General features: G+C 46.3%; 23 protein-coding genes. 10 read left to right on the top strand and 13 right to left on the bottom strand.

The features are described from left to right. Positions 1-179: 179 nt before the first annotated feature. Positions 180-1,478: a glutamate-1-semialdehyde 2,1-aminomutase gene (gene hemL / locus QUB51_RS20320; RefSeq protein ID WP_333058281.1), complete on the bottom strand. Its 1,299-nt coding sequence runs from the start codon at positions 1,476-1,478 to the stop codon at positions 180-182. A 327-nt stretch (positions 1,479-1,805) separates the two neighbouring features. On the opposite strand from hemL, the gene hisIE reads away from it, so the two are divergent. After that, complete coding sequence (hisIE, locus tag QUB51_RS20315) at positions 1,806-2,456, top strand: bifunctional phosphoribosyl-AMP cyclohydrolase/phosphoribosyl-ATP diphosphatase HisIE (RefSeq protein WP_333058282.1); 651 nt, start codon at positions 1,806-1,808, stop codon at positions 2,454-2,456. 226 nt (positions 2,457-2,682) lie between these two features. On the opposite strand, the gene QUB51_RS20310 is transcribed toward hisIE, so the two are convergent. Next, on the bottom strand, positions 2,683-3,945 hold the full coding sequence (locus QUB51_RS20310; protein ID WP_333262975.1) for an MFS transporter: 1,263 nt from the start codon (positions 3,943-3,945) through the stop codon (positions 2,683-2,685). Between the two features lie 322 nt (positions 3,946-4,267). Between QUB51_RS20310 and QUB51_RS20305 the strand changes: the two genes are divergently transcribed. Next, positions 4,268-4,774, top strand: a complete 507-nt coding sequence (locus QUB51_RS20305; RefSeq protein ID WP_333058284.1) for a hypothetical protein — start codon at positions 4,268-4,270, stop codon at positions 4,772-4,774. A gap of 433 nt (positions 4,775-5,207) precedes the next feature. On the opposite strand, the gene QUB51_RS20300 is transcribed toward QUB51_RS20305, so the two are convergent. From QUB51_RS20300 to QUB51_RS20285, 4 genes are all read right to left on the bottom strand, one after another. Next, positions 5,208-5,501: a TMEM165/GDT1 family protein gene (locus QUB51_RS20300; RefSeq protein ID WP_333058285.1), complete on the bottom strand. Its 294-nt coding sequence runs from the start codon at positions 5,499-5,501 to the stop codon at positions 5,208-5,210. A 60-nt stretch (positions 5,502-5,561) separates the two neighbouring features. Continuing rightward, entirely contained in the window at positions 5,562-6,029 is a 468-nt protein-coding gene (locus tag QUB51_RS20295; protein ID WP_333058286.1) for a TMEM165/GDT1 family protein, read from the bottom strand. Between the two features lie 396 nt (positions 6,030-6,425). Next, complete coding sequence (gene upp, locus QUB51_RS20290) at positions 6,426-7,076, bottom strand: uracil phosphoribosyltransferase (protein ID WP_333058287.1); 651 nt, start codon at positions 7,074-7,076, stop codon at positions 6,426-6,428. 252 nt (positions 7,077-7,328) lie between these two features. Then, the gene (locus tag QUB51_RS20285) at positions 7,329-7,562 is read right to left on the bottom strand and encodes a hypothetical protein (RefSeq protein WP_333209341.1); all 234 of its coding nucleotides are present in this window, start codon (positions 7,560-7,562) and stop codon (positions 7,329-7,331) included. Between the two features lie 24 nt (positions 7,563-7,586). Between QUB51_RS20285 and crtH the strand changes: the two genes are divergently transcribed. Beyond that, on the top strand, positions 7,587-9,131 hold the full coding sequence (gene crtH / locus QUB51_RS20280) for a carotenoid isomerase (RefSeq protein WP_333209339.1): 1,545 nt from the start codon (positions 7,587-7,589) through the stop codon (positions 9,129-9,131). 299 nt (positions 9,132-9,430) lie between these two features. Here crtH and QUB51_RS20275 read toward each other — a convergent pair whose 3' ends face one another. Then, on the bottom strand, positions 9,431-9,871 hold the full coding sequence (locus QUB51_RS20275) for a pentapeptide repeat-containing protein (RefSeq protein WP_333058289.1): 441 nt from the start codon (positions 9,869-9,871) through the stop codon (positions 9,431-9,433). A 530-nt stretch (positions 9,872-10,401) separates the two neighbouring features. Between QUB51_RS20275 and QUB51_RS20270 the strand changes: the two genes are divergently transcribed. Further along, positions 10,402-13,767, top strand: coding sequence for an EAL domain-containing protein (locus tag QUB51_RS20270; RefSeq protein WP_333058290.1), 3,366 nt, complete (start codon positions 10,402-10,404; stop codon positions 13,765-13,767). Between the two features lie 298 nt (positions 13,768-14,065). On the opposite strand, the gene sipA is transcribed toward QUB51_RS20270, so the two are convergent. Both sipA and QUB51_RS20260 read right to left on the bottom strand, forming a co-directional pair. Further along, entirely contained in the window at positions 14,066-14,305 is a 240-nt protein-coding gene (gene sipA / locus QUB51_RS20265; protein WP_333058291.1) for a regulatory protein SipA, read from the bottom strand. 129 nt (positions 14,306-14,434) lie between these two features. Next, positions 14,435-14,638 (bottom strand): hypothetical protein, encoded by a 204-nt coding sequence (locus QUB51_RS20260; protein WP_333262980.1) that lies wholly within the window; start codon positions 14,636-14,638, stop codon positions 14,435-14,437. A 203-nt stretch (positions 14,639-14,841) separates the two neighbouring features. On the opposite strand from QUB51_RS20260, the gene rbfA reads away from it, so the two are divergent. The 3 genes from rbfA to QUB51_RS20245 all read left to right on the top strand — a co-directional run bounded on the left by rbfA (position 14,842) and on the right by QUB51_RS20245 (position 17,645). Further along, positions 14,842-15,252, top strand: coding sequence for a 30S ribosome-binding factor RbfA (gene rbfA, locus QUB51_RS20255; RefSeq protein WP_333057776.1), 411 nt, complete (start codon positions 14,842-14,844; stop codon positions 15,250-15,252). Between the two features lie 137 nt (positions 15,253-15,389). After that, entirely contained in the window at positions 15,390-17,042 is a 1,653-nt protein-coding gene (locus QUB51_RS20250) for a glycoside hydrolase family 3 N-terminal domain-containing protein (protein WP_333057777.1), read from the top strand. Between the two features lie 369 nt (positions 17,043-17,411). After that, positions 17,412-17,645, top strand: coding sequence for a DUF4327 family protein (locus QUB51_RS20245; RefSeq protein ID WP_333057778.1), 234 nt, complete (start codon positions 17,412-17,414; stop codon positions 17,643-17,645). Positions 17,646-17,708: 63 nt separating this feature from the next. Here the strand turns inward: QUB51_RS20245 and QUB51_RS20240 are convergent, their stop codons facing one another. From QUB51_RS20240 to QUB51_RS20225, 4 genes are all read right to left on the bottom strand, one after another. Beyond that, positions 17,709-18,113 carry a hypothetical protein gene (locus QUB51_RS20240; RefSeq protein WP_333057779.1) on the bottom strand — a complete coding sequence of 135 codons (405 nt, stop codon included), beginning with the start codon at positions 18,111-18,113 and terminating at the stop codon, positions 17,709-17,711. A 362-nt stretch (positions 18,114-18,475) separates the two neighbouring features. Beyond that, on the bottom strand, positions 18,476-19,609 hold the full coding sequence (locus QUB51_RS20235; protein WP_333209331.1) for an ABC transporter ATP-binding protein: 1,134 nt from the start codon (positions 19,607-19,609) through the stop codon (positions 18,476-18,478). Positions 19,610-19,659: 50 nt separating this feature from the next. Continuing rightward, positions 19,660-20,001, bottom strand: a complete 342-nt coding sequence (locus tag QUB51_RS20230; RefSeq protein WP_445299452.1) for a hypothetical protein — start codon at positions 19,999-20,001, stop codon at positions 19,660-19,662. Between the two features lie 107 nt (positions 20,002-20,108). Beyond that, complete coding sequence (locus QUB51_RS20225) at positions 20,109-20,375, bottom strand: HD domain-containing protein (protein ID WP_445299451.1); 267 nt, start codon at positions 20,373-20,375, stop codon at positions 20,109-20,111. A 144-nt stretch (positions 20,376-20,519) separates the two neighbouring features. On the opposite strand from QUB51_RS20225, the gene QUB51_RS20220 reads away from it, so the two are divergent. The 3 genes from QUB51_RS20220 (at position 20,520) to QUB51_RS20210 (ending at position 23,306) form a co-directional block, all read left to right on the top strand. Next, positions 20,520-21,143, top strand: coding sequence for a Uma2 family endonuclease (locus tag QUB51_RS20220; protein WP_333057781.1), 624 nt, complete (start codon positions 20,520-20,522; stop codon positions 21,141-21,143). Positions 21,144-21,219: 76 nt separating this feature from the next. Next, positions 21,220-22,770: a thymidylate synthase gene (locus tag QUB51_RS20215; protein ID WP_333057782.1), complete on the top strand. Its 1,551-nt coding sequence runs from the start codon at positions 21,220-21,222 to the stop codon at positions 22,768-22,770. Continuing rightward, positions 22,767-23,306, top strand: coding sequence for a dCMP deaminase family protein (locus QUB51_RS20210; protein ID WP_333057783.1), 540 nt, complete (start codon positions 22,767-22,769; stop codon positions 23,304-23,306). The genes QUB51_RS20215 and QUB51_RS20210 overlap by 4 nt, the downstream gene beginning before the upstream one ends. Positions 23,307-23,548 lie beyond the last annotated feature (242 nt).

Genomic DNA, 23,548 nt, shown 5'->3' with positions numbered 1-23,548 from the left:
CGTGAAAATTTACTAAAAAAGCCTGTAAGCCTGATTAAAAGGTAGTCCTGAATAGTCTGTATGATTCAGGACTTTATTTGATAAAGCAGTTAAAAATTAAAGTCCTTACTGCCAACAAACAGCAAGGACTTTAATTATTTATTCCTGAGTTTTAAGGATGAAAATCCTTACTACACACGTTAAATACTGGCCATCACTTCACGCGCTGCAGCCAAAGTTCGATCGATATCTTCCTCAGTATGAGCCAAAGAAGTAAATCCCGCCTCAAACTGCGAAGGAGCCAGATAAATTCCGTGCTCCAACATTCCCCGGTGAAAGCGGCTGAACTTTGTCAAATCCGACTTCTTCGCATCCTCATAATTGTGAACCGGGCCAGCCGCAAAAAACAAGCCAAACATCCCGCTAATTTGCCCGCCCCAAGCCGCGTGCCCGGTTTCCTTAGCAATTTTTAGCAATCCGTCAGACAGTTTTTTAGTAATCTTATCCAACTGTTCGTAAGTGCCGGGTTTTTGCAGCAATTCCAAAGTCTTAATCCCAGCAGTCATCGCCAAAGGATTTCCCGAAAGCGTACCCGCTTGATACATCGGGCCAGCAGGAGCCACCATCCCCATAATATCCCGCCTTCCCCCGTAAGCTCCCACCGGCAAACCGCCACCGATAACTTTACCCAAAGTAGTCAAATCCGGGGTGACACCGAATCTTTCCTGAGCTCCACCGTAGGCGATGCGGAAACCAGTCATTACTTCATCAAAAACCAACAAAGCACCGTTATCTTTAGTAATTTCCCGCAAACCTTCGAGAAAACCTGCATCCGGGGTAATAAAACCGGCATTCCCCACCACTGGTTCGAGAATTACGCCTGCTATCTCGCCGGGATTTTCGGCAAATAAAGCTTTGACTGCTTCTAAATCATTGTAGGGAGCGTTGAGGGTATTGGCAGTAGTGGATTTCGGGACGCCCGGAGAGTCGGGAAGGCCCAGAGTTGCGACACCGGAACCGGCTTTTACCAAGAACATATCGGCGTGCCCGTGATAGCAACCTTCAAATTTAATCAGTTTATCGCGTCCGGTGAAAGCTCGCATCAGGCGCAAAACGGCCATACAGGCTTCGGTGCCGGAGTTGACAAATCGCACCATTTCAATGCTGGGAACGGCATCGATGACCATTTCGGCGAGTACGTTTTCCAACAGCGATGGTGCGCCGAAACTCGTACCTTTTTCTAAAGATTCGTGCAAGGCTTTGATGACTTCCGGGTGGGCGTGGCCACAGATGGCGGGGCCCCAAGTGCCTACATAGTCAATGTATTGGTTTTCGTCAACATCCCAAATGTAGGCTCCTTTTACCCTGTCAAAGACGATGGGCTGTCCGCCCACGGATTTGAAGGCGCGGACGGGGGAACTGACGCCACCTGGCATCAACTTCTGGGCTGCAGCGAAAATTTCTTCTGATTTGGTAGTTTTCAAGGTTGTGGAAACCAATGTTTTCTCCTTAGTGAACGTCTGTTGTTGGTAGAATAATTTTATAGCCAGTTCAACATAAAGGTTAGGTCGATTCAAGGAAACTATTCTAGTAGATTTTAGGGTACAAACCAATCAGTAGCAATACTAGCTTGGGTTTTTTAGGCTTTGTCGCACTAGCACCGAGCGCCCTAAAATGTAATTTTTTGTAAAATAGTTCTTGACAATTTAGCCATCCCTTGCTCAATCTTCTCTCTTCCTCTGCGTCCTCTGCGTTCTCTGCGGTTAATAAAAAAACAATCTCCGACAGGAAAGCGTTAATCTATATTACCAAGTTGAAATAAAATTATGTCTACTACTGATTTATCGAGTTTGAGCCGATCGATCCCAATTGAAAAGATTCGTTACGACGATCGCGGTTTAGTGCCTGCGATCGTCCAAGATTATTTGGACGGTACAGTGTTAATGATGGCCTGGATGAATCGGGAGTCCCTGCAAAAAACGCTCTCTACCGGGCAAACTTGGTTTTGGAGTCGATCGCGCGCCCAATTGTGGCCCAAAGGCGCGACTTCGGGACACATTCAAAATGTCAAAGGGCTGCGTTACGACTGCGATAGCGATGCTTTGCTAGTCACTGTCGAACAAGTCGGAGATATTGCTTGTCACACGGGAGAAAGAAGTTGTTTTCACCAAGTTGATGGGGAAATTCAACCGCCGCCAGGGGATATGTTATCTCAATTATTTGCGGTAATTTGCGATCGGCGAGACAATCCTAACGAAAGTTCTTATACTTGCAAATTGTTCGAGGGCGGCGACAACAAGATTCTCAAGAAAATTGGCGAAGAGTCGGCGGAAGTTGTGATGGCTTGCAAAGATGACGATAAAGAGGGGATTGCTGGGGAAGTTGCGGATTTATTTTATCACGCTTTGGTTGCTTTGGCTCACCATCAAGTTGATTTGAGAGAAGTTTACCGCAAATTGGGCGATCGACGAAAATAAATTAGTTATTGGTTATTGGGCATTGGGCATTGGGCATTGGGCATTGGGCATTGGGCATTGGTATAGCCATCCTAAATCATTTGTAAATTTCTTACTCCCTCCCCTTACTAAGGGGAGGGTTGGGGTGGGGTAAAAAATTTACGACTCATGTAGGATTGCTATAGCAGCAACAAATGACTAATGACTAATAACTAATGACTGCTGACTAATGACTAATTACTAATAACTAATGACTGCTATTTTTCAACATTCGATCGAGCTTTTGCAAAATAAAAATAGCCGCGCCCACACTCAAAGCCAAACCCAACCAAAAATTATCCGCCGCCCCTTTACCTCTATCCAAAGCCAAACCGCCCAGGGGCGGCCCGATTAAATAGCCGATCGCCCAACACTGAGAATTAACCGCCAAATACACGCCCCGCAAAGACTCCGGCGCTAAATCCACCACCAAAGCCGAAGCAAAAGGCGTATAAGCAACAGTCGCCACCGACAACAAACTCAAGCCTAAAACAGCTAAAAATAGATTGCCAATTGCAGCCATTCCCGTCAAGCCGATCGCAATAAATCCCATTCCCCACAGCAGCGCAGAAATCATCAAAGCTTTCGGATGGGAAAACCGCTTCAAAGCTTTAACAACCGGCAGTTGCAAAGCCACAGTTAAAAACGTGCTAAAAGCAAACAAAACCGTAATTGTACCTGTAGAAAAGCCTTTTCCCGATGTCCCCACCGCGACAAACTTGCTAAAGTACAGCGGCATTGTGGTTTGGATTTGGGAAATATATAGTGTGAACAGAGTATTTACTAAAGCATAAACTAGAAGACTGCGATCGCTCAGCGCCACCATCCAGCCATTTTCCCGATTCTTTTTGCCTCTATCCCCTGGATTAGCTGGTTTGTAGGTTTCGGCGATCGCGATCGCAACTACTGCAAACAGCACTAAAAACGAGATACCATCAATAATAAAGAGCGATCGATAATTCCCCGTTATAGAAATTAACAAACCACCCAAAATAATCCCAACTTGCAAACCCAAATTATCAGCCAGCCGCGTCAAAGCAAAAGCCTCCTGTCGCTGTTCGCCCTCGGTTAAATCCGCCACCATCGTCTCGGTTGGAGGCCAATACAAACCCACCCCAAAACCCATCAGTAAATTGCCCGCAATTAAGCCAGCGAAATCATTAGTCCCCGCCAGTACAAAAGAAGCCGCCGCCGAAATAATTGTCGCCAGCAATAAAGTTCGCCGCCTTCCCCAAAATTTGGAATCGCAAAAAGAACCGCCCAAAATTCTGCCGAATATTCCCGAAACTGAACCGCTACCCAAACCAATCCCAACAGCAGTAGCAGATAAACCGACGCGATCGACAAAAAATATCGGCGCGTAAAATAAAGTAAAACCGGTGCCGCTTTGGGAGAGGAATCTGCCGGCGGCAAGAATCCAGACTTGAGGCGGGAGACGGGGCAACCAAGAGGATAATTGAAATTTAGGCATATACACTTAAATTAGGAGTTATTTCTGGACGCAGAAACCCGGTTTTTTTATGAAAAAAATACGTTATGACCTTTAATCAGGTTCAAAAACAGATGTCTTTGGTCGCAGTGCATAAGTCCTGTGAGTAATTATTAATTTATTCCGTACTTTTTCGGAATTAGTATTAATTAACCGAGGTGATGACAAACATAAGTGAGCTTAACAATTCTTCAGCGTCTGTTACACAAAAGTTACCATTAATTTAAAAATACTTAACACGATTTGAGAAAAAAGTTAGTTAAACTCTAGAAAAGGCAGAAGAAAATTTTAGAGGCTCAATTATATGACAGCTATTACAACATCAAGAGTGGAATCAATCAAACCGCGCTGGCAAGCAATTGTCATGGTTGCCCTAATTTTCTGGCTCAGCGTTAGCCTGATTTTGGATCTAGTAATTATGCCCAGTCTCTACGTATCTGGCATGACGACATCACCGGAGTTTGCAACTGCCGGGAATTTAATGTTCTGGGGATTCAACCGCGTTGAGTTAATCTGTGCGGGCGTGGTGGCAACGGGTTTGATGGTTTTGAGCAATTTAGTCGGTGACTTCGGCAAGCGCAGCCGCACAGCAATTTTATTATCATTGGTACTTCTGGCGATCGCCCTGATTGACACCTACGCCCTGACACCCCAAATGAGCGCCTTGGGACTGCAGCTAAATCTGTTCGATTCCGCAGCAGAAGTCCCCGCCGGGATGAATCTACTGCACCAAGGCTATTTTGCATTGGAAGCGCTGAAGTTGGCTGTCGCCGGTACGCTGCTGGGCTGGTGCTACCAAAACCAAGTTTAATCGACACCCTGCTCAGAGGTTGAGTGGAGAAAAAAGACTCAACCCGCAGCGGGGGGCGTGAATTCACGCCCCCCGCTAATTTTTTTAAATTTTAACGCGATCGTAAACACCGGATTTGATATTCATCGGCGTTAATCTGTGTTTATCTGCCCTTATCTGCGGTTCAAAACAAGAGAATTTCTTGGGCCGCAGATGACAATGTATTGACGCTAATTCACGCAGATGAAGATCGGAGATATATGAATAATCTCCGATGCTAACTGATTTTATACAACTATACGGTCAAGTTTCCTGAACCAGCGCAAAAACGGATACTTGCGAACTCCTCCCGTGGAGAAAGCAAAATTTTAGACTCTTGTTTAAACTCCCAGATTCATCTGTAGAGTAAATCTAAAATCTAAAATCTAAAATCTAAAATCTAAAATCGACTGCCCTACTCCGATGCTTCCGGTAAATCTGCTTTTGGCCACAGCAGGCGCAAACCCATTACCGCAAATCCGATCGCCGCGAGTCCCTTTACCAGTCGTTCCGGCAACACCTCTGCCGTGCTGAAGCCAATGGCCACGCCGATAAAACTGGCCAACAGCAGCGCCGACGCCGTACCAAAAAATACAGCCCGCGGCGAGTTACAACTACTGCCCAGGGCGATCGCAGCTAATTGACTTTTGTCTCCCAATTCTGACAAAAACACTGTAATAAAACTGATTCCCAAAAGTTGCCAGTCCATGTTTTTTTAGTTCTTAGTTAGCTATTGTAAAAATCTACGACTTACCGACAAGGCAGACAATTAACCCAGCACTTCCCACAGCAGAACCGCCGAAATCGCCAGTAAAATCACTCCGGCTGCTCTCTCCAAAGTTCTCGGAGCAATCCGACTAGCCAGCCACCTTCCCAGCAACACCCCCAGCAAACTGGTTGCTATCAAAGCCGAACCCGCACCCGCAAACACGATCCAAGGATTTCGAGATTCAGCCGTCATCAGCAAAATCGCGATCTGAGTTTTGTCTCCAATTTCAGCTAAAAAAATAGTTGCAAAAGTCGAAGCAAAAATTGCCCAGTGCTTGGGCTTCAGTTTCTTTTGTTCCTGACAAATATCGGGATTTACAGTCACTGAGAGTTCAGCGGGCTCCGGGGTTAAAGCAGCACAAATCTCAGTAACCTCTTTTATTTGTAGTTGTACCTGTTGTGGTAAATCATAATTGGGGTTTACTGAGTCAGAAGCAGACAAGCTTGGCGGAACAGAATCAAGTTTCACGGGCAATGAGTGCTAAACGCTATTTATTTTTGACTTGTACTTTTGATTCTAACTCTCTCGGTGCCTGCTTTTACCAAACCAGGGTCAATCGATTTTAGATTTTAGATTTTAGATTTTAGAATTGAAGGATTGAAGGATTGACCCCACGGATAAATACGTTCGGCAAGTTTCATCGGATACAGGTTTTTTATTTCTGGATCCTGAGTTTGCGCGTTGGAATGAATCACGTGGCGGGTATCCTGGATGCTTGATTTTCATCTTTTTCCCCCGATATTTCAGCAACTGGTTCCTGGAACCACTCACCCCCCCCCAAAAAGGCCTACAAGCCCCCAGACTTATCTGTCGAGTCAATCTAAAATCTAAAATCTAAAATCTAAAATTGACTGACTGGCTGGTTCATGTGCCGTAAGTTCGATCGCCCGCATCTCCCAAACCAGGTACAATAAAGCCCTGTTCGTTGACTATTTCGTCGATCGTTGCCGTGTAAATCATCAAACTTGGGTACTCTGCACTCAGCCTCTTCAAAGCCGGAGGAGCAGCCACCACAGAGATAATCCGAATCAAGCTCGGATCAATTCCCCGTGCAGTCAATTCCTGCATAGTCGCTATAATCGTCCCGCCAGTCGCCAGCATCGGCTCGCTAATTATCACCCGCGTTTCCGGGTTAAACTGCGCCGGCAATTTGTTCAAATAACAAGTCGGTTCCAGCGTCTCCTCATTTCTTGCCATGCCGAGGTGGTAAACCGAAGCCAGCGGCACAACCGTCTGAATTCCTTCGAGCAGTGACAAACCCGCCCGCAAAATCGGTACCACAACTAACGGAGCTTCTGGGTTGATAAAAGTCGCCGGACATTCTGCCAAAGGCGTTTGCACCGTTGTTTCCACTGTCGGCAGCCATTCTCGAATCGCCTCGTAAGCCAGCCACCTTCCCAATTCTGTCATCGCAGAACGAAAAAGTACCGATGGGGTGGCGGCGTCGCGGGCAACAGCCAGCCAGTGTTTAATTAACGGATGTGGAGGAACGTAAACGCGCAGTTGCAGGGACATGAGGAAATTGGGGAGATTGCTAGGTTTGAGGGATTTTATGCGGTGCGATCGATCTGCTTCGTTGGCGTAGCCCCCGTAGGGGCGGGCTTCCCCAACGGGCGATCGATCGCTCTGTGCAACTTATCACATCCTTGAGGGCGCATACAAGCCAGAGATTGAGTTAGAACCCATTCGCCGATCGACCTCCATCCGCTTATTGAAATATTTTTCTAATAGTATTGACATTAATTAGCAACAAGGCTATATTGATTTTTAGTGTTCTCCTCTCAAAGGATCGGCAGACGGGGGCAGTCGGCAATGGTAGACTGTTCCCGCATTTTTTTTTAAAAGCTGGGGCATCGGCCAAACAGGGCATCGGCCAAACAGGGCATCGGCCAAACAGGGCATCGGGCATTGCCGAACTTCGGTCTTCTTGACATCCGCTACATCCGCTACATAATCCGTTGCCGAACTTCTTGCTTCTGGAGCGATCGACTGTAAAATCATAGAATTATTAAGATTTTTAACCGAATGTCAGCTCCTACCCAATCCCAGTTATTTTCTCCCAACTCCCGCCCAACAGAGCAAGAGTTTGATGTAATTGTCATCGGTTCCGGCATTGGCGGACTCGTGACAGCCACCCAGCTAGCAGCTAAGAAAGCCAAAGTTTTAGTGCTCGAAAGCTATACAATTCCGGGGGGTAGCGCTGGATATTTCGATCGAGAAGGCTACAGATTCGATGTCGGCGCCTCCATGATTTTTGGTTTCGGACAGCGCGGCACCACCAACCTCCTCACCCGCGCCCTGAAAGCAGTCAACGTCACCTTAGAAACCATTCCCGACCCCGTACAGCTTCACTATCACTTACCCAGTGGCTTGGAACTTGAAGTTCCCCAGGCTTATGATAAATACTTGCAAGAATTAACAGACAGGTTCCCTCACGAACGCGAAGGAATCCACAAATTTTACGGCGAATGCTGGAGCGTCTTCAACTGCCTCAACGGCATGGAATTGCTATCCCTAGAAGAACCCGGATATCTCGTTCGAGTCTTTTTTCAGAATCCTTTAGCCTGTTTGGGATTAGTAAAATATCTGCCTCAAAATACTGGCGACATTGCGCGGCGCTACATAAAAGACCCTACTTTGCTGAAATTTATCGACATGGAATGCTACTACTGGTCTGTAGTACCCGCAGACTTGACGCCAATGATTAATGCCGGAATGGTATTTTCCGACAGGCATTACGGTGGCATCAATTATCCCAAAGGCGGAGTCGGTCAAATTGCCCAAAAATTAGTCGAAGGATTAGAAAAATGTGGCGGGAAAATTCAATACAAAGCTAAAGCGAAAAAAATTATCACAGAAAACGGTCGCGCTGTCGGAGTCGAGCTCGCAACCGGCGAAGTTTACCGCGCCAAGCGCATAGTTTCTAACGCCACGCGCTGGGATACTTTTGAGAAATTGCTTCCCGCAGAAGAGATGCCAGCTAGCGAGAAGAAATGGCAGCAACGCTATCAAAAAGCCCCCAGTTTCTTGAGTTTGCATTTGGGAGTGGAAGCAAGCGTAATCCCTGCGGGTAGTGCCTGCCACCACATTTTGTTAGAAGATTGGAACCAAATGGAAGCGCCGGAGGGAACTGTTTTGGTGTCAATTCCGACCGTGCTCGACCCGGATTTAGCTCCCGCAGGATATCACATCGTTCACGCTTTTACTTCGAGCTGGATGGAAGAGTGGGAAGGACTTTCGCAGCAGGAATATGAGGATAAAAAAGAAGAGGCCGCAGGGAGAATTATTGAAAGATTAGAAAAGATTTTTCCCGGTTTAGATGCCGGTTTGGATTATATGGAAGTGGGGACAGCGCGTTCTCACCGTCGCTTTTTGGGGCGCGAAGACGGAACTTACGGCCCGATTCCGCGACAGAAGCTAATGGGTTTGCTGGGAATGCCGTTTAATCGAACTTCTATGCCTGGTTTGTATTGTGTGGGCGACAGTACGTTTCCCGGACAGGGTTTAAATGCGGTGGCGTTTTCTGGGTTTGCTTGCGCGCACCGAATAGCGGTTGATTTGGGTTTTTAGTGGTAGTGGTAGGGTGCGTCAATCGATTGCGCGATTTTAGATTTTAGATTTTAGATTGACTTGCGCGAGATAAATGCGGGGGGCAATAAGTGATTTTCGATTTTAGATTTTGGATTGATTCCACGGATAAATCACGTGGCGGGTACCACATGAAGAAATTCGTGGTCAGATTGTTAGCTTGAAATACGATAGAAAATGTGAGGCTTCGGGGCAGTCTACAAAAAGACTAAAAACCCGGTTTCTGGGGAGAAACCGGGTTTTTAACCTCAAAATTGGTGTTTTCCATTCTTTTAACGAGTTTACTGGTCGTAGCTGCCGCCGACGCCGATTTGGGTATTGTAGATTTTTGCATCAATGATGGTCATATCTTCCATTGATGCGCCGGATACGTCAGCGGTGTTAATGATAGCCGCGGTCAGATTTGCCCGATCGAGGTCTGCGTCATTTAAACTAGCATTAGTCAGGAAAACTTTAGTTAAGTTAGCACCCGTCAAGTCAGCACCCGTCAAGTCAGCACCTTCGAGGTTTGCCTGAGATAGGTTTGCTCCTCGTAAATTTGCTTCTCTCAAATCAGCACCAATTAAATGAGCTCCCGTTAAATCGGCTCCCGACAAGTCGCACTTAAAACATTGCCCGGTTGACAATAACTGTTCGACGTGAACGGGATTTTCAGCGCGAGCCGGGCCTGCCAACACTAGGGGAGCAATTAAAAAAGTAGCGGCGAATAGATTGCGTTTCATAATCTCTTTTCCTCACAGACTCTGTATTCAAGTTCTTGTCTTGATATCTACAATCGTACCATGGTTGTTTTCGCAACTTGCGATCTAATTCACACATTGGCTGTGATATCGATTGCCCTCAACAACGCATACATGGTCTCGACCAGCTTGCCAAACTTAATTTTGCAAAACTTAACACTGCCGAACTTAATACAGTGCCTTTTTGTAGTAACCTTTTCTAGGTTAGCTAATACAGCCAACAGATGCGTCTTTCTGAAGAGGGAGATGATTCGCAATGCTATGGATGATTTTAGCCGATAATCTTATCGCAAAAAGTTCACAACAAATACATTATTTTTAATAAATGTGTCACGGGATAGAAAATTTAACTTAAAATAAAGATAAGCTTCTAACTTTATAGGTAGAAGAAAAGCAGTCACTGGCCCGATCCCCAGCCCAAGCTCTGCTGCATTTTTAACAATAAATTTTAATTAGGTCTCACCAGCGCCGTAAAAATCCACCTAGTGCTTGGAAATCAGCACTTTTTTGGAATGTCGCAGATTCCACGCGATCGCAAAACTCAATTAAATATGCTCAAAAACGATTCATCCAAGTATCTGCCCACCTTAGCTCAAGTAATAGACCGCTACCCCTTGACAGTGGCGCCCGATACCCCACTAGCAGAAGTAATTACCCTGATGGGCCAACGGCGCCCAAGTTGCTCTCTAAACGCAGTCATTCCACCAACCGATATCTATCAGCCACTAACAGAAATCGTAAATCCGCCCACATCAAGTGCATTCAGAGACGCCACAGGTATCTGCGTCTTTGTCGTGGAAAAATCACTCTTAAAATTATCCTCGCCTTGTGCTCCACATTCTCAATTGCAAGGAATCTTCACAGAAAGGGATCTTGTCGATTTGATTGCCTCGGGCAAAAACTTAAAAGGTGTCACCATCGCACAAGTGATGAGGCAGCCGACAGCAACTCTGACAAAATCCGAGAGTCAAGACATTTTCAGCGCCCTAATTCTGCTGGGGCAACGAAGAATTAAGCATCTGCCAATATTGGATAGTGAAGGTCAACTCTTAGGAGTAATTACGCCGGAAAGCATCCGCCAAGCCATGCTCAAACCGGCAAATATCTTAAAAATGCGCTGCGTGAAAGAAGTAATGACCGCACAAGTCATTCAAGCACCTCGCTCCGCGTCAGTTAGGAGTTTAGCTGAGTTGATGGCGCAGCACCGCGTTAGCTGCGTAGTAATTACTGAATCAACAGAATTATCGAGGGATTCACCGTTCCCTATTCCAGTAGGTATAGTCACAGAACGGGATATTGTGGAATTTCAAGCTTTAGATATAGATTTGTCGCAAACGATCGCCCAAACAGTGATGAGTACCCCCTTATTTAGCCTCAAGCAAGAAGACTCGCTGTGGGTAGCTCATCAGGAAATGCACCAGCGTTTAGTCCGCAGGTTGGTAGTAACGGGAGAATGCGGAGAACTCCTGGGAATAGTTACTCAAACCAACATACTGCGCGTACTTGACCCCATGGAAATGTCCGGGGCGATCGATGTTCTGCACGATTCAGTGGCAGAAAGAACTAGGGAATTGGAAAAAGCGATCGCATCCCTCAGCTTGACTAACGCCAGACTAGAAAGCGAAATTGCTATCCGCGTTAGGGCCGAGGCCAGACTCCACCTTTTAGAATCTGCTGTAGTGAACGCTAACGACGCAATCGTGATTATGGATGCCGGAGACAGCGATATCTCCGACCCCACCATCATCTATGCCAACGAAGCTTTTACCCAAATGACGGGCTACCTACCCCAAGAAATCATCGGACAAACCCCCAGTTGCTTGCGCGGCCCAGAAAGCGACCCCACCCAAGTCGCTAAAATTCGCCTGGGTTTCTCTCGCCGAGAACCCCTACGCCTAGAATTGATTAACTACCGCAAAGACGGTTCAACTTATTGGGTGGAACTCAACAGCGTACCCATTGCCGATACCTCCGGGAACGTTACCAACTGGGTGTCCGTGCAGCGAGATATTACCGATCGCAAGCGCATGGAACAAGCATTTTTTGAAGAAAAAGAACTCGCTCAGGTAACACTACAATCGATCGGCGATGCCGTCATCACTACTGACGCCGACGGCTGTATTTCCACCCTGAATCCAGTTGCCGAAACACTCACGGGTTGGTCTACCTCGGCAGCTAAAGGTTTGCCCCTCGCCAGCGTGCTGAGAATAGTTGACGAAACTACCAGGCTGCCGATCGAAAATATCGCCGAAATCGCTTTGTGCGAAGGTCGGATTGTTGACCAAGGGCGCAACAATTTGCTGATTGCCCACAACAACACCGAATTTGCGATCGACCACTGCGTCGCCCCCATCCACGCTAGCAGCGGCGAAATTGTCGGGGCCGTTGTTGTGTTCCGAGATGTCACCCAAGTGCGAACTCAAGCGCGGCAACTCACCTGGCAGGCAACTCATGACCCCCTGACGCAATTAGTCAACCGCCGGGAATTTGAGTACCAGCTAGAGCACGCCCTACACGGCGCTCAAGGTTACGGCCAAGAACACGTGATGCTTTACCTGGATCTCGATCGCTTCAAAATAGTTAACGACACCTGCGGTCATGCTGCTGGGGACGAACTGCTGCGCCAAGTCAGCCAGCTATTTAAAAGCAATATCCACAAAACCGATATTTTGGCGCGTCTCGGCGGCGATGAATTTGCCGTACTCCTGTACAATCGTCCCGTCGAACGAGGATTGAATGTTGCGGAAACGCTGCTGCGAAGCATTCAGGGCTTCCGCTTTGCGTGGCAGGACAAAACTTTTTCGATCGGCGTCAGTATCGGTTTGGTAGCAATCAATCCCAAAACAGCCTCGACATCTGCGATTTTGAGCGCCGCCGATATGGCCTGCTACGCTGCTAAAAATAAAGGTCGCAACCGGGTACAGGTTTATCAAGCCGGCGATCGAGAATTAATCAAACAGCACGGCGAAACCGAGTGGGTGGTGCAAATTCATCAAGCTTTAGAAGAGAATCGCTTTTGCTTGTACTCTCAGCCGATCGTACCTTTGCTCAACTCTCCCACCACCGGAACCCACTGCGAAATCCTCCTGCGCCTCCAGTTGGAAACTGGTGAGTTGGTGTCGCCGATGGCGTTTATTCCGGCTGCAGAACGCTACAACTTAATGCACGCGATCGACCGCTGGGTAATTAGCACGTTATTTAGCAATTTATCTAAAATTTTCACGGCAAATTTATTAGTTCAAAACCCCGGGGTAGGCAGCGATAAAATAGTTACCTTCCCTGCTTGCTCTCTTTTGTCTGATCTGCAATCCTCATTTGGCCAATATCCCAACCTTTATTCAATCAACCTTTCTGGGGACAGCCTCAACGAAGAAAAGTTTATCGAGTTTATTCAGGAACAGTTTTCTATCCATCAAATACCGCCGCAAATAATTTGTTTTGAGATTACCGAAACCGTGGCGATCGGCAATCTCAGCAAGGCAGCCAGCTTGATTTTGCAGCTCAAGGAACTAGGCTGCCAGTTTGCCTTGGACGACTTCGGCAGCGGGATGTCTTCGTTTGCTTACCTGAAAAGTTTGCCGGTTGATTATCTCAAAATAGACGGCAATTTTATTAAGCATATTGTCGATAATCCTATTGATGTCGCAATGGTGGAAGCTATTACCAAAATCGCTCACGTCATGGGAATTAAAACTATTGCCGAATATGTTGAAAATCAAACAATTATGGATAAACTCAATGAACTTGGGGTAGATTACGCTCAAGGTTATCATTTGGGCAAGCCTCAACCTTGTAACTTCACCTCTCCGATTTTAGAGGAAGTTTTGGGGGAGTTTCCTGTTAATTCTTTGGCTTTTGAGGCTAAGCTGGCTTGTTGAAGAAGGAACTTCGGCAACGAGCAAGCAATGAGATTTAACGGATTTAAGGGAGGGATGTTGAGGGAACAAGGAAAAGGGCTCGGAATGATTTAACCGCAGAGACCGCAGAGGGCGCAGAGGAAGAGAAGAGAGAGATGAATAATTCTGATACTAACGGATTTTATAGCAATCCTTGCAGGACTCGTGATTTGTTTACCCCATCCCAACCCTCCCCGAACCCCCTGGGAGTCCGTAAGAAATTCACAAATGATGCGAGGATTGCTCTATCAGATTAATTTTCCCCATTCCCCCTTCTCCATTACCCATTACCTTCTACAATTGTTTCTGCCGCTTCAATGTACTGACTGTCTAACAGAAAAGCACCTTTTTCAAAGCGAATGCCCCAATAATTGCCGGGACGCCGATCGATCACAACGCCTTCAGCGCCGATCGCAATTAAATTCGCTGGCCGCAGCATCGGCATCGGTTCGGCTGTTTTGACGTAAGGTGGCATCGCCACAACTCGGACTTTTTGACCGATTGTAAATTCTTTTTCCATGAGTTTTATTCCCTAAAAAAACGCGGCGATAAAGTAATTTTAACAAAAAATGTTTCTGTTTGATTGATTGATTAGGGATGATAATAGAATGGATAATTATGAAGTGTAATCAAGGGAATTACGGCGAAATTATTGATATTTTAGGGTTCCATCTTCGTTATATTCAAGTTCATAATATTTTCCGCCTAACCCTAAGTCATGAATACATCGTTGGTAGTTTTTGGCTCCCAGATCGAAAGGGTTAGTCCTGTTCAATCTTGCCCATTCAGCTATCTTTAGCTGGTTAGTTACCCCTGAAGCATCGGCTACGGTTTTGACAATCCAATCAAACATTTTTTTTCCTCTAAGCTGTCTCTCACTCTACCTCTCTATATTAGCTGCTATATATTCACCTATAGGCAATCAAACATTTTTTTTCCTCTAAGCTGTATCTCACCCCTAACTTGGACGATCGCCCGTAAAACCCCTGACCGATCGCGCTACAATTGTCAATCGGGATAAAAACGGCTGATTAGGAAAGTAGAGGAGTAGGTGCTATGGCTACAAGTCGTCGCATTGAGCGTGTAGCTTCAATGGTTAAACGGGAAGTCAGCCTGATGTTGCTGAATGGAATCAAGGACGATCGGGTAGGTGCCGGTATGGTTAGCGTTACCGATGTAATTGTTTCGGGAGACCTTCAGCATACAAAAATTTTTGTCAGCATCTACGGTACTGATGAGGCGAAGGCTGAAACTATGGAAGGTTTGAAATCTGCTACTAGCTACGTCCGCAACCAGTTGGGCCAACGATTGCAACTGCGCCGGACGCCGGAAGTGATTTTTCTGGAAGACCGTTCTTTGGAACGGGGCGATAAAATGTTGATACTGCTGAATCAGCTTTCTGCCGATCGCAAACCGGATACTTTAGATCCCGATGAAGAATTCGCTGAGGATGAAAGTCCCGATTGAAGCGAGAAGGAAGAAGGAAGAGGGGAAGAGAAGGAGATAGGGAAAATTCTCAATTCCCTGTTTTGCCGATTCCCGATTCCCAATTCCCGATTCCCAAATCTAAAATCTAAAATCTAAAATCTAAAATCTAAAATCGAATGATTGACAATCTTTCCTTGCCCGAACTGGTCGCCCAGATGTTCGTGGTGCGCGCTTCTGGCTGCTTGTTCGACCACCAAATTCGCTATCGGGAATGGGAACCAACTGCCAGCAAACTCCGCTATTATCTGGAAAATTTGGGCGTCGGTGGGGTGATTTTGGTCGGGGGAAGTGCTGCGGAGTTGGCAGTTCGATCGCACCAATTGCAGTCTTGGGCTAAGTTTCCGCTGTTGCTGGCGGCTGATATTGAAGAAGGTGTCGGCCAGCGGTTCGCGGGGGCGACTTGGTTCGGGCCGCCGATGGCGATTGCTGAAGTGGCCCGGCAGGATGCAGGTAAAGCCGATCGATATGCTGAACAAATGGGCGCTGTCACTGCGATCGAAGCTAGGGCGATCGGTCTCAATTGGATTCTCGCACCAGTGGTTGATGTTAACAACAATCCCGACAATCCTGTGATTAACGTCCGCGCTTTTGGCGAGACACCGGAAATTGTCGGGAAATTAGCCGCTGCTTTTATTCGCGGCGCAGGCCCGCACCCGGTTTTGACTACAGCTAAGCATTTTCCCGGCCACGGGGACACCGCGGTTGATTCTCACTTGGAATTGCCGGTTTTGCCGCATTCGCCAGCGAGATTGACTGAGGTTGAGTTGCCTTCTTTTGTTGAGGCGATGGCTGCTGGGGTCGATGCTGTGATGAGTGCTCACTTGCTGATTCCGGCTTGGGATGCCGAGTTTCCTGCTACTCTTTCTCGCAAAATTTTGATCGGGAAGCTGCGAGAAGAGTTGGGATTTGAAGGTTTGATTGTGACGGATGCTTTGGTGATGGGTGCGATCGCCAATAAGTACGGCGCTAATGAAGCTGCTGTTTTGGCTGCTGAGGCTGGTGCTGATGTTTTGCTGATGCCGCTTGACCCGGAAGGGGCGATTCTGGCTGTCTGCGAAGCTGTCACTCAAGGGCGGATTCCCATATCACAAATCCAGGAATCTGTCAAGCGAATTTGGAAAGCGAAAATAAAGGTGGGTTTGCCGATTTCTGACCCCCCCCAACCCCCCCTTGCTAAGGGGGGGAGCAAGAATCTACAATCGATCGACTCGATCGAGTCGATCGACTTAAGTTGGCTGGCAACTCCTGATGCCAGGGCAACTGCTGCCGATATTTTGCGAGATTCTTTGAAATTTGGCGGCAATCTACCTTTGCAGGTTGCAAAACCCGCAGAAAACCAGCTTTTGCGGAATTTGATTGTTGTAGATGATGTTTTGGGGTGCGAGTTTTTGGGCAACCACACTCCGGCGATCGCCCTTCCCGAACAGTTTGGTTACGAATTGCAACTGATTGACGATCGCACAGGGGCGATCGCTGAAAATACAGGTGCAGAGCATTTTTCTCCGACACTGCTGCAAATTTTCATTCGCGGCAATTGCTTCCGAGGCAGTGCTGGTTTGACCCAAGCAGCTCAAGATTGGTTTAAGAAATTATTAAAAACGGGAGAACTGCAAGCTGTGTTAATTTACGGCAGTCCCTACGTTTTAGAGCAATTTTTGCCACACTTGCCTCCGAGTCTTCCTTATGTATTTTGTTTTGGCCAGATGCCCACAGCGCAATCTCTCGTTCTAGAAGTGCTATTCGGCATTGACGCCACTGGTAATGATTGAGTTGCTTGCGGGAATTCTGAATCTTTCCTTTGCTGCTTGCTGCGTGAGGAGTTAAATTTATCAACCCGGTTTCTCGCGAGAAATTCTGCCTTTGGTGGCGAAGTATCCAGAAACCGGGAATTGGAGGCGGGTTCCTAAGTTCTCAATAGAGCTTTCCAGCAGATCCGCTTGCTACTGAGGAAAATGTGCTGCGTCTGAAAATCCCAAGACTGATCCCATCACTTACCGATCGTTCCTATAATTTTTTTAAATGGACGGCAGTGAATTGTATAGCTGTATACGGACAAAATTTAACTTCCATATTCCTAAGTTTGGACTATATTATTACCAGGGCCATAAAATTTTTTAGTAAAACATTGAGGGCGCATTATGATTCACTCCACTATTCCCCAAATCCAATACTCTTTAGATGTGATCCAAGATGAAGCGCGTCACCTTGTCCACGAGGGCGTGCTGAGCCGCCAACAGCCGATCTACACGCTTTGCCAATTCATTCCGCCTCGGGAATGGGCTTGTGTAGAGTGCGAATTAGAAAAATGCGACTTCTTGCTGCGCGATCGCATCGCCGACCTGATCGGTTCTGAAAAATGGGACAATGACTAAAGTTTGGTTCTGTTAAATTAAGTTGGCAAGTAAACTCCGGCTGTGTTAAAGACTCTTGATTCTTTAATACTGGGAATTTTCGGCGCGCAAATTTTCCAACTCGGCCCTTAGCGCTGCCATGTGTGCAGTTAATTCTTGAATCTCTAGCTTTACGTTAGACTGTACAACCGACTCGGGAGGAGCATCATTCGCTGCATCTGATTGCTTGGGCGAGACAGATTCACTGTCTGCATTCTCCCGATCGCCCGGTTGAGAGAAAATAGTATCTACAAAATTCCGGGCTTCTCGCTCAGTCATTTCTCCTTTTTCCAGCAGATCATCGGCTAGCTGACCAAAATCTGACTTCAGTTTGTCCAGATTTTCTTCTCGCTTCAAGGGATCTTGCAATGTCTCAATTAAAAAGGAAGTTGCACCTAAAGTTAGGTGAAATCCTGTTTGCAGCATTTGAGGCAGGTTGTCGGGATTCATCTAAAAATGCCGCTAGAACGTTTTTCTGAGTTTTTGGTTCGCTAGTTGCTCCCAAGTCGGGGCGCAAAGCCGCTTTTTAGCGCGAAGATGCTGGCGTTGTGGGTCGCGATCGCCCCGATTCAGGAAATATCAACTTTTGGGGGGAGGTTTTACCGTTGTGCCAATACTAATCGTATCATTACTGCGTAAATTAATAAATGTCAAGTGTAAATTTTTGTAACTACGAATCGAGACTTTCCCACTGGAAGGCTCAGTCTATTTTAGATTTTAGATTTTAGATTTTAGATTGAAGAGGACTTAGGCACGGCGACTAAAAAAACCCCGGTGGCTGATTACCCGTGCGTAAGTCATGTTCAAGCCCGTTAAGGATACAGCGCTTCACCGGTGGAAGGGTCAAATATAAATAGTCGATCGAAGTCAAGCTGTACCTTTAGCCGATCGCCCGATCGCAAGCGAACACTTGCAGGTATTTGTAACTGTACAGTAGTTTCAGCACTCAACAACGGCAAACTCGCCCGAATTAAAGTTTCTCGCCCCAGAGGTTCAACTACTTTTACCTCTAGATCGAGGGGGACTTTTTCTAAGGCCCAAACATCGCTTTTCAAATCATCTTCTTCTACTGTTTGTGGCCTAAAGATTTCTATATTTTCTGGACGGATGCCCAAATCAAATCCTTGTCCTTCTCTCGCCTGCAATTTTTTCTGAATCGAGGGCGGACAGGCTAAAGATTGATCTCCTACTTGAAAGGAGTCGTTAGTATAAATTGCCGGCAAAATGTTCATGGCGGGATTGCCTAAAAATGTCGCAACCATGCGGTTAGCTGGTTTGGCGTAAATGCTTTGCGGGTCTCCAATTTGTTGAATTTTTCCCCCATTTAAGACTACAATCTTATCAGCTAAAGTCATCGCTTCCACTTGGTCGTGGGTGACGTAAATTGTGGTAATTCCCAGCCGTTGATGCAGTTGTTTGAGTTCTGCTCTAGTGTCGTCTCGCAGTTGAGCGTCGAGGTTAGAAAGCGGTTCATCTAAAAGAAATACTTTCGGTTCGCGGGCGATCGCCCTTCCCAGTGCTACCCGCTGCTGCTGTCCGCCTGATAGCTGTTTGGGCTTACGCTTGAGGAGGTGGTCGATCGAGAGCGATCGGGCTACTGTTTCGACTCGTTCTTGAATTTTAGTCGGGTCAACATTCCGCATCCGCAATCCAAATGCCAAGTTTTCTGCGACAGTCATGTGCGGATAAAGCGCGTAATTTTGAAACACCATTGCTACATCCCGCTGTCTCGCCGGAATGTTGTTAACTAAATTATCTCCGATGTAAAGATTACCGGAAGTGGCGGTTTCTAAACCTGCAATTGTCCGCATAATTGTGGATTTTCCGCAGCCGGAGGGCCCGACTAATACCCAAAATTCCCCGTCCGGGATTTTGAAGCTGATGTTTTCGATCGCGGTGACGTTTTGGTAGCGTCGGGTAATATTTTCTAAGCGAACATTTGCCATTTTTTGACTGTAATTGGTAATTGATAATTAGTGCTTTTTACCTTCAGTCTTCAGCTTTCAGAAAACTGTTCTAATTCTAAAACTGTGCGGTCTAATTCTTCCACTATAGGCGTTAACTCAGCTTTGCGGAATGCTTCTACTAAAGAACGATAATACCAGAGAGAACCCTCTTTGCCGCCTTTGAAGCGTTCCCAAACAGTATCTCCTAATTGACGGGAATCTTTCAGGATCGATCGAGCATTATAAAGTTTATCAGCAGCCGAGACTAATCTGACTGAGGCAGAAGCTGTAGAAATGCGATCGATATAAGCTTGTTTTCGCTGTCCCCAAGGGGGTTTCGGCGTCTCGTCACTGTCGGTACAGCCGTCTACAATCGCTGTTACCGAAAGCATCCAGGATACCCGCCACGTGATTCATCCGTCCAGAAATAAAAAACCTGTATCTGATGAAACTTGCCGAACGTATTTATCTCGCGCAAGTCAATTCTTCAATCTAAAATCTAAAATCTAAAATCTAAAATCGATTGACGGTATCCCCAAAGCGGCGGCGGATGGCTTCGCGGGTGGTGGGGCCGCCTCGATCTTCGATCGCCGGAGTGAAGCAAAGCTGCGATCGCCTCATCTTCATTTGCCCCATATTCTAAAGCTATACTAGCAGTGCCCAACAAATGGGCAATGTAGGGAACGCCGGAACCTTTGCGAACTTGGGTAGCGTGCAATTCGGCCCCATAGGTGAGGGCTTCAGAAAAACGGTTTGAGAGAATCATGAAAGTCACCTTTCTGAATTGCTATGATATATAAATTGTCGGGCTAAGTTGAAAAGACAAAATCTACCAAGTTCAATCATGTCATCGAATGCGATCGAGAGCGATCGCTTGTAAAATTATAATCGTTAAAGAGATGTTTATAGCATGACAGCTACTATAATTATACCAAACAGTGGCGACCAAAACTCAGACCAAGAACTACCGCAAAAATTAGAAAATGTAGCAGAAATTCCGCCACAATCTGAGACTAAAAAAGTCATATCTCTCGAAAAGTTTTTAGTCAAGCCTCCTGATAGAATGGAATGGGTTGACGGCAACTTAGTTGAGAAAACAGGAATGACATTCAAGCACGGTCTCGCTCAAGCTAAATTATCTACATCCTGGAGAAATTACAAACATTCCAGCGGACAGGGAGGAGAAGTTGTTACAGAAGTCCTTTGCCGCACTAGCAAACAGGGTCGCCGTCCCGATGTTGCTTACATTACTCCTGAACTGCTGCCACAATCAGGCAATTTTACAGCCTTTTCCCAAAGTTTTCCTTTGATAGCGGAAGTTGCTTCTCCCGAAGATAGTGGCGAAGAGTTATTTGCCAAAGCTCAGGAATATTTGGAATCGGGATGTTTAGAAGTTTGGTTGCTGTTTCCTGAAGCTAGATTAATATTTGTCAATGCAGGGCAACGCTGGCGGTTGTTTAATGCCGATGAAGTTGTTAACACTCAAAGTGTGCTTGCAGGTTTTAGCGTAGCTGTGAGTGAATTGTTGGCTTGAGGAATTTGTTCAAACAAAATTATCAAAGATTCTGCAGTATTGATATAGTAGTACGCGGTGCAAAAAACGGTAAGCCATGACAGCCACAAATCTCGTCAATAAATTTGAGTACAAACCCCTATACAAACCAAATCAATTAATTTGCGGAACGGGGCAAACAGCCATTGTCAGCGGCTGGACAGTAAAAAGTGCGATCCTTTCCAAGGGCAGCGCTAACGGCAAAAAATTACAACCCAATGAATTTGCTGTCATCGGACAACTATACTCTCCTACTCGCGGCATCAACTTCTTAATTAGAAACTTGCTGTGCAATCCCCACGTCCGCTTTTTAGTAATTCTCAACGCTACCAAAGAAGACCGCAACTCCGGTGCCGCAGCGTGCCTAATCGACTTTTTTCGTAACGGCTTTGAAGCAGGCAAAAGCGATACAGGTAGAGATTGCTGGCTAATTAAATCTTCAATATTTGGCTACATTGATATTGAAATAGCAGCAGAAGCCTTAGAACTATTGCGTCATTCAATAGAATGGAAAGAAGCAAAAAACATAGCAGAAACAGTGACTTTTGTCAAGTGTTTTTCTGAAAAAGAATCTGTTGAACCCTGGGGAGAACCCGTAACTTTTCCGCTAGTCGAAATCGTCCCCACCGTACTCCCCGGCCAGAAATACGGACACAGAATCGAAGGCAAAACTATCGCCGAAACATGGGTAAAAATCATTCACCGAATTAAGACCACCGGCACCTTGCGGCCGACTGGTTACGACGGACAGTGGCAAGAATTAATCGACTTAATGGCAGTGATTACAGATGAACCTGCGGAGTTCTATTTTCCCGAACCGAATTACTTACCAATCGACCGCGATTTCCTCGAACAGTACAAACCGCAAATGCTGGAAGATGCCCCGTATAACGAAGGCATTAAATATACCTACGCACAGCGGATGCGGTCGTGGTTTGGACGAGATCAAATTGAAGAAGTTATTACCAAACTAATTAAGGAAATTGACGCGGCAAGTGCTGTAATTAGTCTGTGGGATGCAGGCGGAAATGTTAACAGAAGGGCTGACGGTTCCTCAGACCACCAGCACAGCGGCAGCCCTTGTTTAAATCACATTTGGGTGCGAGTTGTAGACGGTGAAATATCGCTAACCGCAACTCTCCGCAGTAACGATATGTTTGCGGCTTGGCCGGCTAATGCCATGGGTTTGCGGGCTTTGCAGCAGCACATTCGAGATGAAATTGCGAGGCGTTCCGATTATAATTTGACGATGGGCCCGTTGGTAACGCTGAGTCAATCGGCTCACTTGTATGACGATACCTTTGAAAATGCCGATCGACTAATTCAAACCCAATATGCTAAAATCTGCGAAGATCGAGACTTTTTCGATGCAGCAGGCAATTTTTTAGTTGAAGTAGCCGACAATCAAATAGTTGTCACGCAAACCACCCCCGGCAGTGGCGAAGTTGTCACCTGTTATTCTGGAAAAAACCCTCTCAAGTTAGTGCGAGAAATTTGTGCAGCTTCCCCGGCTATCAAAGGCGAGCATATTGGTTATTTGGGAATAGAATTGCAAAAGGCGGCCGAGTGTCTGAAAACCAGCAACCAATACATTCAGGATAGAAAATGAATCTAGAAGAAGAAAGACCGAATTGGGACGAATACTTCTTAATGTTAGCAAAATTGGCCGCTACTCGATCGACTTGTTTGGCTTTTCCTGTAGGCGCAGTGATAACTAAAAACAGGCAAGTTTTAGCAACGGGTTACAACGGTTCGCCGTCTGGTTCGGCACACTGTACTACTCAAGGCTTCTGCTATCCCGGTTTGAGTAGTTGCGACGCCAGTAAAACTTTGCCCTCAAGGGCGGTTCACGCGGAAGCAAATGCGATCGCCAAAGCTGCTAAACACGGTATATCTACTGCTGGGGCAAGTATTTACGTCACTTTAGAACCCTGCATCTATTGTTTGAAATTAGTCATTGCGGCGGGCATTAGAGAAGTGTTTTACGAAACGAGTTTTAACAGCGGAGAAAAAGCTGCTTTGAGAGATACTTTTATCAGTGAAGGTATTGTTGAGTTAAAACAAATTCAGCTATCTGAAGATACAGCAAAAAAGGCGGCTTTGTTTTTGTTGCATCCTACATCTGTTGCCAAAAAATTAGTATAGGATCAATCCTTCCCGTGGTTGTCGCAGCCACAGGAAATAACTGTGCTGTGTCCCTATAAATGATATTTATTTGCTGGCAATTTGTAGGGATACGGCAGTGCCGTATCCTAAATCCCGTGTGATACACAGGATATTATTTCCGGTCCCTAATACGGTAGGGGCGGGTTCACCAAAAATATCTGCCAATAATTGACAATCTCAAAAACCCGCCCTTTTAATCGCTCGATCAGACAGGATATGAT

Origin of the sequence: Microcoleus sp. AT8-A3, from assembly GCF_036705675.1 — a bacterium.
Taxonomy (GTDB): Bacteria; Cyanobacteriota; Cyanobacteriia; order Cyanobacteriales; family Microcoleaceae; genus Microcoleus.
The sequence above is the reverse complement of the archived record's forward strand: the minus strand, read 5'-3'. Positions and strand labels throughout refer to the sequence as shown.